Origin of the sequence: Bacillus sp. EB600 (assembly GCF_024494385.1) — a bacterium.
Classification (GTDB): domain Bacteria; phylum Bacillota; class Bacilli; order Bacillales; family Cytobacillaceae; genus JAEVLT01.
The window spans coordinates 48,796-66,257 of sequence record NZ_JAEVLT010000020.1 but is presented as its reverse complement, the minus strand read 5'-3'; the positions used below and the strand labels follow the sequence as shown (position 1 = coordinate 66,257).

The following is a 17,462-nucleotide window of genomic DNA, read 5'->3' as shown; positions in this document are numbered from 1 at the left end:
TGTTAAACACTATAGATTGTGGGAATATAATAGTGAGGACTAAGTAATTAATTTATTTTTTAAAGGAGGTCCTTTCCTTTTGGATACAGGAACTCATCTTGTTATGGGAATTGCCTTAGGAGGACTCGCAACACTAGATCCTATCGTCTTAAGCAATCATATGACCGCAAGCAGCGTTCTGATTGGGACGATCGTTGGTTCACAAATACCTGACATTGACACGGTTTTAAAACTTCGAAATAATGCCGTGTATATTCGAAATCATCGTGGTATTACTCATTCAATTCCAGCAGTTATTTTGTGGCCTCTTATTATTTTAGCAGTAGTATATCCGTTTTTCCCAGATGCAAATTTATTACATTTATGGCTGTGGACTTTTTTTGCAGTATTTCTTCACGTATTTGTTGATATTTTCAATGCATACGGAACGCAGGCACTTAGACCGTTTACACCCAAATGGGTTGCACTAGGGATTATCAATACATTTGATCCGTTTATTTTTGCACTCCATATTGTTGGAATCATACTCTGGATTGCAGGTGCATATCCTGGATACACCTTTCTTGCTGTATATGCAGTTATTGCCTCTTACTACGTTTTCCGCACTCTTGCTCAACGTAGAATTCGAAAAGAAGTATTAAACCTTGTTCCAGACGCAACAGAAATTATTATCGCCCCTACTTTGAAATTTCACCAATGGAGACTTGCGATCAGGACAAAGCATCAATTTTTTGTTGGTCGGGGAGTGAAAAATAAGATCATCATTTTAGATCAATTTAATCGTATCCCTATACCTGATACACCTGTTCTTGAAGCTGCAAAAAAAGACAAAAATCTTTCAGCCTTCCTTTCGTTTTCACCTGTTTACAGATGGGAAGTAGACGAATTTGACGATGCCTACGAAGTAAGGTTTATTGATTTACGATACAGAAGTAACAACCGCTATCCTTTTGTCGCTGTCGTTCAACTTGATCAGGATCTAAGAATTATCAGTTCTTATACAGGCTGGATATTTAGCGAAGAAAAGCTTCGCAAAAAATTGGATGTCCTCCCCAATTAGTTAGAAAAGCGGAAGCGCCCAAAAGAAGGAACGTCGACTTAAAAAGCGGTGACACCTGTCATCGCTTTTTTAATGTAAAGTATTCTTATCCTGAACCAAATAATCCTTATACTTGGGATTTTCAGCTACAAACTCATGAAGATTTCCCCCATATTGCTGAATCCATTGCTTTACTACTTTTTCGGTCATTTCAATACCCTGATACGGTCTGCCGGCTTTAGCGTATGTTGTCTCAAAGTCATCCCAAAGCAATTCAACCCAAATTCTTGCCTGTGCAGATGATAAATAGTCATTTTTATCTAATAGAAGCCTAGTTAGTCGTTCCTGATAATCGTTCATCCATTACACCTCGTTAGTAATTCTTTACAACATATTTAATGACACCAAGTACAATACTATACTTACGTGAAAAGCTCAGTCTTTTGCTTTTCACTGTTTCTCATTTCTATTAACGGAGGTATTTCAATGAGAAATAAAGCAACTAATTTCCCAAACCAAAATCATAACAAATTTGAGGGAGAGCCTCGTGCCAAAGAAGAATATGCTTCAAAAAGGGCTGATGGGACAACCAATACACATCCTCAAGAGCGTATGCATGCTTCGGGAGAGCGTGAAAGTGATTCAATTGGTTTAACGTAGGGACAAGAATAAAAAAGATTTACATGAGCTTTGAACAACTTTTAACCAGAGAGGTATTTTCTCTGGTTTTTAAATTATTTTTCTACTAGTAACATTGATATTGGAAGTGCCTCGTCTTTTCCGTCACCATTCAAACGATACCCCCATGCAAATACCCCATTAATATAATTAATTTTGAAAAATGATCCTGGAGCACCATCAATTTCATATATTTGTCCAGGTGTAAAGGAATTAGGATTTAGTAAATATGCTTTTGCCATGACTGCTTTTCTTTCAAGCACAGCAAATTCATTGACCATTCCCAATTGTTCTGCTTTACGTGCTCTTTCCTGGAGTTTCGCTATTTCCTGTCGCAGTTCCTGCACTGTCATTTGACTATAACGCTTTTCTTGCTGCATAAATACATCCCACCATTACAAGTATGTTAACTTTAGTATAGTGAATATTGTCAGAATATGAAAGGAATTAACTTCATGAAAATGAGGAAAAGTAATATCATAGCAGATTCCACCGTGCTCCTACTCACTTTCCTTTAATTCAGTTAAAAACCTTTCAATAATTTCAAAAGAAAATCCTTTTCGAAATAAAAACTGTTTCATCTTCTGTTCATACTCAAACCCAGTATAATTACTAAACTTTCTGATGGCCTTTTCCCCCTGAAACCTAATGGCTTCCAGTTCGTCAGCAACGGGTTTGTCCAAATTAATTTCTCTTACAGTAACATTGATTACCTCAAAGGGGTATCCTCTCCTGACCAACAAATTCTCAAGCTTTTGTTTTACTACTCTCATTGATTCCTTTGAATTCTTTTGAATAAATTTCTTACTGAGCATCGACGCTTTTTCCAATTGATGTTCAAAAGAGTACTCTTCCATAGCTAGTTCAATTAAAGCCTTATCAATACCTCTTTCTTTTAATTCCATTTGAACTAAATCTGGTCCTTTGTCGGTTGTATTGATTTGGGTTCTTACATACGCAAAAGCGTACTCCTTGTCATCAATATAATTCTGAGTGGTTAATTTATGGATAACTTCCTGTATAACAGGCTCCTCTATTTCTTTTTTAAGTAAATAATCCTTTATTTCCTTTTCTGATCTGATCCTCTTTGCTAAATAGGAAATAGCTGAATTGTATGCTTTCTGAATATCATCATGATAGTGAATTTCCATTAAAGAGAATTCATCAAGCTCTAGGCCTTTTTTTAATTGAAACTTTATAAGGACATCCTCATCAACACTAAAAGCAAACTCTTCCCCTTTTCCATAATCCATAAAAATATTATAACGATCCTGTTTTTTTTGCTGAGTGGTGATTTTCGTAATAACAGCCACTTTCCTCACCTCATTCATTACTCTACCATATTTAACGGGATTTTTATGAAAAGCTGTATCTTTCTTTGCTTGTAGGGTAAAAATGGAAATAAGTACAAAAAAGTGCTGTTGTCATTTTTTGAAGGTCTTTTTAGGAGGAAAAATTAAACTATCTGAAAGGAGATGAAAATTGTGGCAGATAAAAAGAAGAAGGAAAAACCAAAATATACGCTTACTAGCGCGCAAGAAGTTGGTTATCAACGTGATTTTAAATTGGCTGATCGTGCCGGAGGCTATAATGAAAGAAGAACGAAGCATTAATTTCCATTATGAAAATCCTCTGTTTGGCAATAATAGTAGAGGAAGATAATTTTCTTCCAAATTATTTAAAAGCTGAAAGGGGTTTTTGCAGTGGGTCGTTCTCATGGTCACAAAACTCGTGATAAAAATAAAGCATCACTTCCACAAGTACCAAAAAATCTTAAATCAGATGGAATTGACGTAGAGTATTCTCGTGAACTTGCTGATCAAGAGGATCTAGAAGCCCAAGCACGGGCAAACGCAGCAAACCAGCGCGTTAATGCAAAAAGAAGATAACCCTTTCGGAAGGAAAGCGAAAGCACCCTTGGGCGCTGCGCTATTTATTACCTACAACTCAGGAAAAAAAGGAGAAGCAGGGAATTCCTGCTTCTTTTTTTTAAATAAATATAGGGGGATATAAATAGTCAGATTCTATAAAGAGATTTTGATGACTGTAAGGCTGTTGTAGAATCTGTTATCTAACATGATGTTCATTCACTGCTTTTCTATGACCCTTTTCGCCCCTTTTGAAGACCTTTTTGAGATAAGGAATGGCGAAACGGTCAAGTCCAAAGAAGTATGCTCCAGCTCCTGCGAACAAAAGGATCATTGTTGCTGTGTAAAGAACTGGGTTTGTGCTTGTTGTTCCTGCCAGCATGAAATTTAAATTCATAAACGCACCGGCAATAAGAGCAGGGATGGTAGCTAATCCGACAATTAGTGCTACTCCGACAAGAAGTTCGCCGATGGGAATGATAGCGTTAAATAAGTGCACATTCGGGATCGCAAAGCCTTTAAGGAAATCTGCATACCAGACTGCTACTGCGGGATGCTCACCTGTTGCTTTTGCAAGTGCTCCTTTTAAAAATCCAGTTGCATCAAAACCATTCGCGAATTTTTCAATTCCACCTTCTACCCATTGGACTCCAAGCCATATTCTTAAAACTGTCCAAACTACAGCTGCGAGAGGGGTTTTATACCATCTCATCGTAATCATCTCCTACTTTATTGCGAATCATTTCACAAGAGAAAATAGTGACGTTTAACGTTCTCCGTTAAGGAGATACAACCGGCCAGTTGTTTTTACTAGAGAGTGTTTGTGAATTGCTTCACTACCTTCTCTACACTTTTACTATATTCGGTTCTATTCAAAGGAGCAACGGCTTTCACAGTTTCTTAACATATTAAAATTAGAAAATTGAATAGATTGTGAACCTTACCTAATTTGAGACAGAACGTTCTTTTCAAAACCTTTTCAACACATTTTTTGTGGATACTGTGGATATTGTGGATAATGCTTTAAAATGCCTTGATAAAAAGTTTTTTCGGTAGCGCCATGTGTTAATAAAAATTGTGGATATTGCAGATGAATATTGTGGATAATGTGCATAAGTCTGTGGAGTACTCAAAAGACAAGGTTTTGTTTGTGGATAACTTTCGGGGTGATTTTAAATTACAAACATACTTCTTTATACTTTAAGGATTTATTTACAACTAATCCCAGAGAGTCCCAACCCGATTTAGGGACTCTCCCTTGTTCTACATGGATTCAGCTAGAATTGCTTGATTTTTTGCCTGCTTTTTGGCTACATAGACTAGATCTTCAATTATTGCACTTGCAGTCGGAAACATACCTGCACCTGGTCCCTGTAATGTAATACTTCCCACAATATCTGATTGAACATTAACGGCATTTTCAACACCCTCAACATTATAAAATGGATGTGATTTCCCAATTAGAACAGGTTTTACAGACCCGATTATTTTATCCCCCTTTTGACCTAGGGAAGCAATGTGTTTAAAACGCAACCCACTCTTTTCTGCAGCTGCAATACTTTCACTAGTAATTCCATTTATTCCTTGAAGCTCAACCGATTTCCAATCTGGTTCTTTACCAAACGCAATTTTGCTTAGAATCATTAGTTTATAAAAAGCGTCAATGCCTTCAATATCGTTAGTTGGATCTGCTTCAGCAAACCCTTTGTGTTGTGCAAGTTTTAATGCCTCCTCAAAGGACTGTTGCTTTTCCCTCATCTCAGTCAAAATAAAATTTGAAGTCCCATTTAGAATACCCTGGACTGATTGGACACGATTTACTTTTAGTAAATGCCGAAGTGTTTGAATAATCGGAACACCGCCAGCAACAGTCGCTTCAAACCCGACTGTAACATGATAGTCATCCGCCATTTTCATTAACTCTTTTCCGTAGTGCGCAAACATCTGTTTATTTGCAGTAATAATATGACAGCCTCTTTGAATTGCTTTTTTCAAATAGGTAAAGCTAGGTTCATTACCAACAATGGCTTCGATTACGACATCAAGCCTTGGAAGACGGATAATTTCGTCAAAATCATCAGTTACTAAGGTATTCTCTGAGATTTTTCGATCTTTTTGCTTATTTCTAACTAAAACTGCCGCAACTTCCACTCTACTTCCTAAAATAGCTGTAAGCTCTTCTTGGTGTGATTGAATCGTTTTATAAACCCCTTCTCCTACTGTTCCAAAGCCTAATATTGCCACATTTACTACAGACATGCCGCTACACCCCTTTATTTAGTCAACATTAAAGAAAAAGCCCTCTTCATAAGAAGAGGGCTTTTCCTCCCCTTATCTTTCAGGTTATTAAATAACCTGCAGGAATTAGCACCTTTTCAAGGAATACCTTGATGGTTGCCGGGCTTCATCGGGCCTAGTCCCTCCGCCGCTCTGGATAAGAGTATATAGTATTAAATTAAATTATATTTTCATAATATAATTGCAATTCTAGTGCAATTATTTATTTATGTCAATCATTTAAAACTAATTATTCAAAAAAAGGGCTGTATTCAATTATGAAGCTTACCCTCTGCCAATGTAATCTGTTGTTTCACCTGCTCTGGAGATGTTCCTCCGAAGCTATTTCTTACAGCCACTACATGCTCTGGTGACAAGACCGCATAGATATCATCTTCAAATAATGGACTGAACTGCTGATACTCTTCAAAGGACAAGTCCAGTAAATATTTTTGATGCTGGATGGCATATAGAACAATTTTTCCGATTATTTCATGTGCTTCACGGAATGGCACTCCCTTACGCACTAGGTAATCTGCAATATCAGTTGCATTAGAAAAATCATTATTGATTGCTTTGCGCATAACATCTTTTTTAACTGTCATCGTTTCAATCATTGGCGCCAATAATTTAAGGGAACCTTCCAGTGTTTCAACCGTATCAAACATACCCTCTTTATCTTCCTGTAGATCCTTATTGTACGCTAGTGGCAGCCCCTTGAGAACAGTTAGCAATCCAATTAAATTACCATATGTACGGCCTGTTTTCCCTCTTAGAAGCTCCGGAACATCCGGATTTTTCTTTTGCGGCATAATACTTGAGCCAGTACAGAATGAATCATCTAATTCTACAAATTGAAATTCTTGACTCGACCAGATTACAAGTTCTTCAGATAATCTTGAAATATGCGTCATGATGATGGAACCGATCGATAAAAATTCAAGGATAAAATCACGATCACTCACAGCATCCATACTATTAGGATAGACGGTTTCAAAGCCTAAAATCTCCGCAACTCGTTCACGATTAATCGGGAAGGTTGTCCCTGCTAAAGCCCCAGCCCCAAGTGGCATCCAATTGATACGTTTCAGGCTATCCATTAATCTCCCTTTGTCTCGTTCCAACATCCAAAAATAAGCCATTAAATGGTGTGCAAAGGATACAGGCTGTGCACGTTGAAGATGAGTATACCCTGGAATTAATGTATCTACATTCGCTTTTGCCTGCTCGATTAACGATGATTGGACATCTTCAACTAATTTTATAATTTCGGTTGTTTTTGTTCTTAAATAGAGATGCATATCCACAGCTACTTGGTCATTACGGCTTCGTCCTGTATGCAGCTTACCGCCGACTTGACCTATTGTTTCCGTTAATAATCTTTCAATATTCATATGAATATCTTCATCTTCAACTAAAAAATCCACCTGATTATTATCAAGCTTTGTTTTGATCGTAAGCAGGCCGTTTTTAATTTTATCAGCATCCTCTTGCGGAATGATTCCACATTCACCTAACATTTGAACATGGGCCATACTTCCAGCGATATCCTCTTTGGCTAGTTTTTGATCAAATGGAATTGAAGCGGTAAATTCCTCAACGAGTTTATTTGTTTCCTTTGTAAAACGTCCACCCCATAACTTTGCCACGCCGAACTCCTCCTTATCATCAAGCAGATTGCCCTCGAAATGAATTTCGAGGGCACCTCTTACGTATTAGTATATAATTTTTATTTAACGATTATTTCTTTTTTTTTGTTAACTTCAGAAAAAACTTTTGTTGGTAAACCAAAAATCTTAATGAATCCTTCTGCTGCTTGATGATCAAACGCATCACCTTTAGAGTAAGTAGCCAGTTCTTCATTATAGAGACTGTTATCTGACTTACGGGCAACAACTGTATGGCTGCCTTTGAAAAGTTTAATGCGGATTGTTCCAGAAACAGTTTCTTGTGTTTCTTCAACAAAAGCATCAAGTGCAGCTTTTAATGGTGAATACCATAATCCTTCATAAATAAGTTTTGTCATTTGCTGCTCAACTTGAGTCTTAAATTGAGTAACTTCGCGAGGAAGTGTTAAAAATTCTAATTCTTTATGTGCATTAATTAATATTAATGCAGCTGGATTTTCATACACTTCACGTGATTTTATTCCAACTAAACGGTTTTCAATATGATCAATACGGCCAATTCCATGTTTGCCGCCAAGCAGATTTAATGTTTCAATCAATTGAACCAAAGGAAGCTTTTCTCCGTTAAGAGCAACAGGCACACCTTTTTCAAATTCAATTTCGATGTACTCGGGGGCATCTGGTGTCAACTCAACGGGAGTCGTCCACGCAAAAGCACCTTCAGGAGCTTCATTCCAAGGATTTTCAAGAACGCCTGCCTCACAAGCACGTCCCCATATATTTGCATCAATTGAATATGGGTTGTCTAAATTAGCCGGGACAGGAATTCCATTCTTTTCCGCATATTCGATTTCGTCATCACGATTCATTCCCCATTCACGAACAGGAGCGACAACCTTTAGGCTCGGGTTTAACGCTTGAATCGATACTTCAAAACGAACTTGGTCGTTTCCTTTTCCTGTACATCCGTGAGCAACTGCTGTTGCACCTTCTTTTTCAGCAACATCCACCAATAGTTTTGAAATTAATGGACGTGAAAGTGCAGATGATAATGGATATTTACCTTCATATAAGCAATTTGCTTTTAATGCAGGTAAAATATAATCCTTTGCAAGCATTTCTTTTGCATCTATCATATATGCTTTAATTGCTCCAACATTTAAAGCTTTATTTTTGATTGCTTCAAGATCTTTTCCTTCACCAACATCCAATCCTAAAGCAATGACATCATAACCGTATTTTTCCTGAATCCATTTAACTGAAACAGATGTATCCAAACCACCTGAATATGCTAAGACTATTTTTTCTTTCGCCACTTGTATTCTCCTCACATTCCATTGCATTAAAATTCATTCGATAGAATTATTATACATTAACTCAGAAAAAATGCCACTGTTTTTTTAAAAAAATTCTTATTGATTATTGTATTTTATGAAAGCAATGCCTTTAAAACAGCTTTTTGGGCATGCAAACGATTCTCCGCTTCATCAAATACAACTGAATGAGGTCCATCAATGATCTCAGCTGTCACCTCTTCACCACGGTGTGCCGGCAGGCAATGCATAAAAATATAATCACTTTTTGCATAACTACAAAGCGCCTCATTCACTTGGTACGATTGAAATGCATTAATTCTTTCTTGTGCTTCTTCCTCGAAGCCCATGCTGGTCCAAACATCTGTTACAACCACGTCAGCATCCTTCATTGCTTCAATTGGATCTTCTAAAATTGATATCTTACTTCCCGTTACTTTTGCATCCTCGATTGCTTTAGCGACGATTTCTTGATTTGGTTGATATTTTTTTGGACTGGCTACACTAATATGCATACCAACTTTAGCTGCACCTTCGATTAGTGAGTGTGTTACATTATTATTTCCATCGCCAACATAGCAAAGCTTCAGGCCTTCTAACTTCCCTTTATGTTCCAATATCGTTAATAAATCAGCCATCACCTGTACAGGGTGATGAGGGTCAGTTAAACCGTTAATAATTGGTGCATCGGAATGGTAAGCAAATTCTTCGATTGACTCATGTGAAAAGGTTCTAATCATAAGTGCATCGAGATACCTTGATAAAACCTTAGCGGTATCAGAAATACTTTCCCCTCTTCCTAGTTGAATATCCCTAGGACTTAAAAATATTGCATGCCCTCCTAATTGGAGCATTCCGACTTCAAAAGAAACACGTGTACGAGTAGACGATTTTTCAAACAACATCCCTAATACTTTCCCGCTCAGAAATGGATGGGGTATGCCTTGTTTTTGTAATTTTTTTAATTCCTGTGCTTCTTCAAGCAAATATAATATCTCTCCTGGTTGAAAATCAGCAATTTTCAAAAAGTCCTTTCCTTTTAAACTTTCCTGTATTACTTCAATGTTATCAATCGTTTTTATTGTATTTACCATTTTATAGTGCCCCTCCTATAGGACTTCCTTCAATTTTGTGATATTCCCCTAAGGTAAAAACACTTGAGTCAAAAGAATTTTGATTTCTTAACCCAATGATGGTTTTTACGGTATCAAAATGGGTATAACATGGTACATTAAATTTCACTGATTGCTCGCGGATATAAAATCCAAACTTACTATCGTTGCGCCCTTCGCTTGGAATATTGATGACCGCTCTGACTTTTTGAGTTCGAAAAAAGTTATTTAATTGATCTGAATCCTTAATAATTTCTTCTACCATGATCCCATTCTCTTGAAGGAATTGGGCTGTACCTTCTGTTGCGGCAAGCTTGAATTTATTAAAAGCCAAGTCTTTAATAATAGGCAGGCTCTCTTCTTTAGCTCGGTCAGAGATGGAGCACAAAAGATAATCTTCATCATCTAGTTGTTCCTCCATTAACGGAAGGGCCTTTTTCAGTGCCTCATCAAGTGTGATACCTAATCCGAGAATTTCACCAGTTGATTTCATCTCTGGTCCAAGAACAGGGTCTACACCTTTTAATTTTCTTGAAGAAAATACAGGTGTTTTTACTGAGTAATAATGTGGTTCTGGCATTAATCCTTGGATCGAACAAATATCCTTTAACTTCTCCCCTAATTGAACTCTTATTGCCCATTCAATCATTGGAGTACCTGTCACTTTGCTAATAATTGGAACAGTTCTTGAAGAGCGAGGATTCACCTCTAGAACATAAACTGTATTTTCATAAATGACAAACTGTATATTCATTATGCCAACAATCGGCAATGATTTAGCAATTCTACCAGCGTAGTCAATTAATATTTCTTTCATTTCAATGGATAAAGATACAGGAGGAAACACAGTAATGCTATCCCCGGAGTGTACGCCGGCTCTTTCGATATGCTCAAATATACCTGGGACGACAATTTCATGGCCATCACTGATTACATCAATTTCACATTCAAGTCCAGGCATATAACGGTCTACAAGCAACGGCCACATTTGATCCTGGGAATTTTCAATTAATTGATGAATATATCGTTTTAATTCTTCCTCCGTATAAATCGTAAACATTGATTGACCGCCGATCACATAGGACGGGCGAACTAAAACCGGGTAACCAAGTTTAGCAGCTGCTGCTAACACTTCCTCCGAATGGTTCGCAATCTCACCATTAATATGAGGAATATCTAATTCTTCCAGCAACTGATAAAATTCTTTTCGATCTTCTAATTTATCAACATCAGCGACTGTTGTTCCTAAAATCTTGACTCCTTCTTCTTCCAATGCGCTCGCAATATTTATGGCTGTTTGTCCCCCAAATTGAATTAGGACTCCTTCAACCTTTTCTTTTTCGATTACATTCATAACATCTTCAACAGCTAACGGCTCAAAATAAAGTCGATCTGCCACTGAATAGTCTGTGCTCACCGTTTCTGGATTATTGTTAATAACGACTGCTTCATACCCTTTTTTCTTAATTGCTTTCGCTGCATGGACAGAACAGTAATCAAATTCAACCCCCTGACCAATTCGGATCGGCCCAGAGCCAATAACTAAGATTTTTCTTCCGTCTGTCGCTTCCACCTCATCAAACCCCAGCCAAGTGGAGTAATAGTAAGGAGTAATCGCATCAAATTCTGCGGAACATGTATCGACCATTTTATAACCAGGCTGCCAATTTAATTGCTTCCATTTACTCCTGATTTGTTTCTCAGGTACTAAATAAATTTTGGCTAACAGTTTATCAGAAATGTTGTGACGCTTTGCTATTTTAAGCAATGAAGTCGGTACATCATCCCATGTATAAGTGGATAATTCCTTTTCCAACTCGACGATTGAGCTAATTTTGTGTAAAAACCATGGATCGATCTGGGTTAGTTGCTGAATTTTTTCAAGCGGCACATCCCGCTTCATCGCCTCAGCAATAACGAATAAACGCTGATCATTCGCCTTTTCCAGCATTTCAAACAAAGTATCCGTATCCCATGATTGATGTACAGCATTTGTTAAGCTGTATACATTCAACTCCAGCGAACGAATGGCTTTATTTAGCGCACCTTCAAATGTCCGATCAATCGCCATTACTTCACCTGTTGCTTTCATCTGTGTTCCAAGAGATCGATCTGCCTCAGGAAACTTATCAAACGGAAAACGCGGCAGTTTTACCACAATATAATCAATCGCCGGCTCAAATGAAGCAAACGTATTGCCGGTAATCGGATTTACTATTTCATCTAAATGGTAGCCAATCGAACATTTTGCAGCCATCCGGGCAATTGGATATCCGGTAGCTTTAGAGGCTAATGCGGAGGAACGACTTACCCTTGGGTTTACTTCAATGATACAATACTCGTTTGAATAGGGGTTAAGTGCAAATTGGATGTTACAGCCTCCGATAATTTTTAATTCTCGAATGACTTTGATTGATGCATCACGAAGCATCTGATATTGAACATCTGTTAAGGTTTGTGATGGAGCAACAACAATGGAATCTCCGGTATGAACGCCTACGGGATCCATGTTCTCCATATTACAAACGATAATACATGTATCATTTGCATCTCGCATAACTTCATACTCAATTTCTTTCCAGCCTTTAATGCTTCTTTCCACCAGCACCTGGTGAATAGGGCTTGCAGATAAGCCTTTTTTTAGAACAGCCTCAAGCTCGGCATCGTTATGTGCAAAGCCTCCTCCGTCTCCTCCAAGCGTATAAGCAGGGCGAATGATGACGGGATAACCTATTTCCTTAACAAATTGTACACCTTTTTCATAGCTATGAATGATGCTCGAATCTGGTATAGGCTCACCAATTTTAAGCATTAAGTTGCGGAATCTTTCACGATCCTCACCGTTTTTAATAGATTCAACAGAAGTCCCTAATAACTCGACATTATATTTTTCCAAAATGTTCTGTTCATAAAGCTCAACAGCAAGATTCAAGCCTGTTTGCCCGCCAAGGGTTCCGATAATCCCATCGGGTTTTTCTTTCTTAATAATTTTCTCGATCGTATTTATAGTAAGCGGCTCCATATATACTTTATCTGCCACTGTTTCATCAGTCATAATAGTAGCCGGATTATTATTGATCAAAACAACCTCAATGCCTTCTTCCTTCAAGGCAATGCATGCCTGAGTTCCAGCATAATCAAATTCAGCTGCCTGCCCAATCACAATGGGACCTGATCCGATCACTAGTACTTTTTTTAAATTTTTACGTAATGGCATAACGTGTCTCTCCCAATGAAGTAATTTGGCTGACAAACTCTTTTAAGATATAAGCGGTATCGCTTGGTCCCGGATGTGCCTCTGGATGGAATTGCACAGTTTGAATCGGATACTTTATGTGTTTTAGCCCTTCAATCGAATGATCATTTACATTTCGGTAGGTTATCTCAAATTCGCTTGTATCAATACTATCGTCAACGACAACATACCCATGATTTTGGGCGGTAATTTTCACTTTACCGGTCATCAGTTCCTTAACCGGATGATTTGCGCCTCGATGTCCGTAAGCTAATTTTGTTGTTTTCGCACCAAATGCCAGCGCAATTAATTGGTGGCCCAGGCAAATTCCTAGTGTTGGATAATGTTTACTAATCTTTTTAATCTCAGGAAACCATTGTTTCAGCTCCATCGGATCACTAGGTCCGTTGGAAAGCAATACTCCGTCTGGTGATAAAGATTTTACTTTTTCAAATGGGGTATTATATGGCACAACCGTTACGGAGCAATTCTCCTCTAAAAGTGCATTCAAAATGGACTTTTTATAGCCAAAGTCCATTAATACCACGTGAGGGCCTGGATTAGTATAAGTAGTGACTTTTTTCGTTGATACCTTATTAACCCAAAACGGACTTTCTGGAAAAGCAGCAAAAGCTGTTTGTTCCATCGTTTGCTCGCTGATAATCCCCTTTACTGTACCTCGGTTGCGAATCGTTTTTACAAGTAACCGTGTATCTACTCCAGCCAGACCTGAAACGCCAGCTTGTGTTAGTTTTTCAGAAAACCTTTGAATGGATTGATAATGGCTTGGGGTTTCACATAAATCCCCGATAATGACTCCTGACAAAGCAGGATCAATACTCTCATCATCTTTTGTATTAATACCGTAACTGCCAATAATCGGATAACAAAAAGTGATAATTTGCCCAGCATATGAGGGATCTGTAATGATTTCTTGGTACCCGGTCATACTTGTATTAAAGACAACTTCTCCGAAAGAATCCTTACTAGCACCAATTAAAACCCCTTCAAATATTTCCCCGGTTTCCAAAGTAAGATATCCGTGTTTCACAATTTCACTGCCTTTCTCTATATACTTTGGAAAACATTTTCCAATATATCTGCAAACTCATCAATTTCTTCTTTTGTAGCTGTCAGCGGCGGCAAAATACGGACAACACTAGGCCCTGCAGTTAAAATAAGCAGTTGATTTGTGATTGCCTTTTGAACAATGTCTGCTGCGTTCACTTCAACAACCATTCCTTTTAAGAGTCCTTTACCGCGAACTTCTTTAATAAAGTCAAACTTTGTTTTCAAATTTTCCAACTTAGCATCTAAGTAAGCTGCGATCTCATTTACGTGGTTTAATAAATTGCTCGAAACAATATGAGTAACTGTCGCCACTCCTGCTGCAGTTACAAACGGATTTCCCCCAAATGTGCTTCCATGGCTTCCCGGATCAAATGCTTTAGCGACCCTTTCCTTCGCAATGATTGCCCCAATTGGCAAGCCTGAGCCGAGACCTTTGGCTAGACTTATAACATCTGGGTCAATGTCATATTGCTCATAGGAAAACAGTGTTCCTGTTCTTCCCATTCCCGTTTGAATTTCATCTACCATCAAGAGGATATCATTCTCTTTGCAAATAGTTTCAAGCTTTTTCACCCATTCTGGATCGGCTGGAATTACTCCACCCTCCCCTTGAATCAGTTCAAGCAGAACCGCTGCCGGTTTAAGTTCAGCAAGAAGATCTAAAGATGCAAAATCATTATAAGCAAGGTATTGAAATCCTGACACTAATGGATAAAAACCTTTTTGAATTTTTTCTTGACCCGTTGCCGACAATGTTGCCATTGTTCGTCCATGAAATGATTGCTTGAAGGTAACAACCAAGTATTGATCTGTACCCTTAACCTTTTGGGCATACCTTCTTGCAATTTTAATTGCCGCCTCATTGGCTTCCGCACCGCTGTTACAAAAAAACACTTGGTCACCACAGCTATTTGCAACCAGCAGTCCTGCTAGTTCTTCCTGATTTTGTATATGATAAAGGTTTGAACAATGCCACAAACTTTGCAGTTGCTCTTCAAGCTTTACTTTTACGACATCCGGTACATGCCCTAAATTACAGGTGGCGATTCCTGAGGTAAAATCTAAATATTTTTTCCCTTGATCATCCCACACATAGCTTCCTTTTCCTTTTACCAAAGTAATTGGGAAGCGGGCGTATGTTGCCATAAGTGGTGAAACTGTGGTGACTCCAGGATTATTTGTCATTACTAAACACCTCGTCTAAAACAATTTTTGTTCCCACATCTATACCATTTGTATAATCCAATAAACTATTTTCCTCAAATCCATTAACTATCCCAACCTCGGGTATATTATGAACAAGTCCATCGATTGCCGCTTTTACTTTTGGGATCATTCCGCCCCATATAGTTTGATTGTTAATCAATTCTTCAACCTCTGACTTTGAAACTTTCGCGAGCTTCGTCTTTTTACCGTCCTTTTCTACCATAATTCCCGGTATATCGCTGATAAAACAAAGATTAGCACCTAGTGCTTTTGCGATGGCCGATGCAGCAACATCACCGTTAATGTTATACCGCTGCCCGCCTTCGCCAATCCCTACTGGAGAAATAACCGGTATATAACCTTGATTTATAATTCCTTCAATCAGCAGATGGTTGACTTCGACAACCTCGCCAACATATCCTAATGTTTCGGAAGCCTCTGTCGGCCTTGCTTTTAGCAAACTGCCATCAACACCGCTTACTCCGAAAGCATTTCCACCTGCTTCCATAATCTTTCTGACGACTTGTTTATTGACTGCCCCGCTCAACACCATTTCAACAATATCTAATACTTGTTGACTTGTTACCCGAAGGCCATTTACAAACTTGGTTTCTACATTTAATTTTTGTAATAGTTCAGTAATAAGAGGGCCTCCGCCATGAACGATAATGGGGATCCATTCGCCTGATTGGTGTAGTGTAACAACATCTTTATAAAAAGTTTTCGGTAATTTTTCAAGGACACTGCCGCCCCATTTAATCACAATGTATTTCATCATTTCACCTCATGTACGGTACGATGCGTTAATTTTGATATAATCATAAGTTAAATCGCATCCCCATGCCGTTGCACTATGGTTACCTTGATTTAATTCCACCAAGATTTGAATGGTATCATGTTCTAAATATTCCTTAACTTCTGATTCAATAATTGGACAAGGCAGTCCAGATTCGAATACAAGAAATGATCCGATCGAAACCTTAATTGCATTCGGCTCAACCGGGACACCACTATATCCGATTGCTGAAATGATTCTTCCCCAGTTTGGGTCTGTTCCATAAATCGCTGTTTTCACTAAGTTGGAAGAGATAATTGCTTTACCAACAGCACGTGCATCGGCCAGGCTATTCCCACCGTTTACCTGCACTTCAATTAATTTCGTGGCCCCTTCGCCATCTTTAGCAATCTTTTTGGCAAGTTCCTCACATACCACTTTCAGTCCATTTACAAATACGTTCCAATCCGGATGACCTTTTGTTAACTGTTCATTACCTGCCATCCCATTGGCCATGACTAATACCATATCATTGGTACTTGTATCTCCATCAACGGTGATCATATTAAAGGTCTGGTTGGTAACGTCTTTAAGGGCAGTTACTAAATTTTCATATTCAATACTTGCATCAGTCGTAACAAAGCCCAGCATTGTTGCCATATTGGGATGAATCATCCCCGACCCCTTTGCAGCACCACCAATACTGATTGTTTTACCGTCTATTTTAATTTGCACACCAATATTTTTGGGTGCAGTGTCAGTTGTTAAAATGGCTTGTTTAAATTTGCTTTCAGCTTCATTTTCTTTTCCAAGAATCTGTTTGATTCCTGATTTAATTTTATCCATTGGCATTAGTTCGCCAATAACGCCTGTTGAAGTTACAGCAACATAATGCTCTTTTATACCAAGTTCATTTGCAAATTGCTTTTGCATTTCATAGGCATCTTTTATCCCCTGATCTCCGGTACATGAATTGGCGTTGCCGGAATTTACGATAATAGCCTTGATTTTCTTCTCCTTAGCAATACTCTCTTGCGTAACGAACAATGGAGCTGCTTGAAAGGTATTTGTTGTATATACTCCTGCTGTAGTTGCAGGTACATCAGAAACGATATAGCCAAGGTCAAGGTTGTTGTTCTTTTTTAAACCGCAACTCATTCCCCCTGCTTTAAAACCTTTAGGTAAGGTCACACTTTCTTGTTCAAGAATAACCATTTCGTTATTCGATATTGTCGGTATCAAATTATACAACCCCTTTAA

Annotated in this window: 17 protein-coding genes and 1 riboswitch; of the genes, 4 read left to right on the top strand and 13 right to left on the bottom strand. The window is 38.2% G+C overall.

The window, feature by feature from the left end:
- Positions 1-79 precede the first annotated feature (79 nt).
- Positions 80-1,060, top strand: coding sequence for a metal-dependent hydrolase (locus JN080_RS18480; protein ID WP_256237460.1), 981 nt, complete (start codon positions 80-82; stop codon positions 1,058-1,060).
- Between the two features lie 69 nt (positions 1,061-1,129).
- On the opposite strand, the gene JN080_RS18475 is transcribed toward JN080_RS18480, so the two are convergent.
- Positions 1,130-1,399, bottom strand: coding sequence for a YfhJ family protein (locus tag JN080_RS18475; RefSeq protein WP_256237459.1), 270 nt, complete (start codon positions 1,397-1,399; stop codon positions 1,130-1,132).
- 126 nt (positions 1,400-1,525) lie between these two features.
- Between JN080_RS18475 and JN080_RS18470 the strand changes: the two genes are divergently transcribed.
- Entirely contained in the window at positions 1,526-1,699 is a 174-nt protein-coding gene (locus JN080_RS18470) for a small, acid-soluble spore protein K (protein ID WP_256237458.1), read from the top strand.
- Between the two features lie 74 nt (positions 1,700-1,773).
- Here the strand turns inward: JN080_RS18470 and JN080_RS18465 are convergent, their stop codons facing one another.
- The gene (locus JN080_RS18465; protein ID WP_256237457.1) at positions 1,774-2,097 is read right to left on the bottom strand and encodes a YfhH family protein; all 324 of its coding nucleotides are present in this window, start codon (positions 2,095-2,097) and stop codon (positions 1,774-1,776) included.
- A 120-nt stretch (positions 2,098-2,217) separates the two neighbouring features.
- Positions 2,218-3,030 carry a recombination regulator RecX gene (gene recX / locus JN080_RS18460; protein WP_256237456.1) on the bottom strand — a complete coding sequence of 271 codons (813 nt, stop codon included), beginning with the start codon at positions 3,028-3,030 and terminating at the stop codon, positions 2,218-2,220.
- A gap of 171 nt (positions 3,031-3,201) precedes the next feature.
- On the opposite strand from recX, the gene JN080_RS18455 reads away from it, so the two are divergent.
- Complete coding sequence (locus tag JN080_RS18455; protein WP_256237455.1) at positions 3,202-3,330, top strand: YfhE family protein; 129 nt, start codon at positions 3,202-3,204, stop codon at positions 3,328-3,330.
- 90 nt (positions 3,331-3,420) lie between these two features.
- A complete protein-coding gene (locus tag JN080_RS18450; protein WP_256237454.1) occupies positions 3,421-3,606 on the top strand; it encodes a YfhD family protein in 186 nt (61 codons plus the stop codon).
- 178 nt (positions 3,607-3,784) lie between these two features.
- On the opposite strand, the gene JN080_RS18445 is transcribed toward JN080_RS18450, so the two are convergent.
- The 10 genes from JN080_RS18445 to argJ all read right to left on the bottom strand — a co-directional run bounded on the left by JN080_RS18445 (position 3,785) and on the right by argJ (position 17,441).
- Positions 3,785-4,297, bottom strand: a complete 513-nt coding sequence (locus tag JN080_RS18445; protein ID WP_256237453.1) for a DoxX family membrane protein — start codon at positions 4,295-4,297, stop codon at positions 3,785-3,787.
- 551 nt (positions 4,298-4,848) lie between these two features.
- Positions 4,849-5,844 (bottom strand): homoserine dehydrogenase, encoded by a 996-nt coding sequence (locus tag JN080_RS18440; protein ID WP_256237452.1) that lies wholly within the window; start codon positions 5,842-5,844, stop codon positions 4,849-4,851.
- Between the two features lie 69 nt (positions 5,845-5,913).
- A riboswitch (SAM riboswitch) is annotated at positions 5,914-6,026 on the bottom strand.
- Positions 6,027-6,134: 108 nt separating this feature from the next.
- On the bottom strand, positions 6,135-7,511 hold the full coding sequence (gene argH / locus JN080_RS18435; protein ID WP_256237451.1) for an argininosuccinate lyase: 1,377 nt from the start codon (positions 7,509-7,511) through the stop codon (positions 6,135-6,137).
- A gap of 80 nt (positions 7,512-7,591) precedes the next feature.
- Positions 7,592-8,806 (bottom strand): argininosuccinate synthase, encoded by a 1,215-nt coding sequence (locus JN080_RS18430; RefSeq protein WP_256237450.1) that lies wholly within the window; start codon positions 8,804-8,806, stop codon positions 7,592-7,594.
- Between the two features lie 113 nt (positions 8,807-8,919).
- The gene (argF, locus tag JN080_RS18425; protein ID WP_256237449.1) at positions 8,920-9,897 is read right to left on the bottom strand and encodes an ornithine carbamoyltransferase; all 978 of its coding nucleotides are present in this window, start codon (positions 9,895-9,897) and stop codon (positions 8,920-8,922) included.
- A 1-nt stretch (position 9,898) separates the two neighbouring features.
- Positions 9,899-13,132: a carbamoyl-phosphate synthase (glutamine-hydrolyzing) large subunit gene (carB, locus tag JN080_RS18420; RefSeq protein WP_256237448.1), complete on the bottom strand. Its 3,234-nt coding sequence runs from the start codon at positions 13,130-13,132 to the stop codon at positions 9,899-9,901.
- Positions 13,119-14,201 carry a carbamoyl phosphate synthase small subunit gene (locus tag JN080_RS18415; RefSeq protein ID WP_256237447.1) on the bottom strand — a complete coding sequence of 361 codons (1,083 nt, stop codon included), beginning with the start codon at positions 14,199-14,201 and terminating at the stop codon, positions 13,119-13,121. The genes carB and JN080_RS18415 overlap by 14 nt, the downstream gene beginning before the upstream one ends.
- Before the next feature lie 17 nt (positions 14,202-14,218).
- Complete coding sequence (locus JN080_RS18410; protein ID WP_256237446.1) at positions 14,219-15,406, bottom strand: acetylornithine transaminase; 1,188 nt, start codon at positions 15,404-15,406, stop codon at positions 14,219-14,221.
- A complete protein-coding gene (argB, locus tag JN080_RS18405) occupies positions 15,396-16,202 on the bottom strand; it encodes an acetylglutamate kinase (protein WP_256237445.1) in 807 nt (268 codons plus the stop codon). The genes JN080_RS18410 and argB overlap by 11 nt, the downstream gene beginning before the upstream one ends.
- Before the next feature lie 9 nt (positions 16,203-16,211).
- Entirely contained in the window at positions 16,212-17,441 is a 1,230-nt protein-coding gene (gene argJ / locus JN080_RS18400; RefSeq protein ID WP_375141699.1) for a bifunctional ornithine acetyltransferase/N-acetylglutamate synthase, read from the bottom strand.
- Positions 17,442-17,462 lie beyond the last annotated feature (21 nt).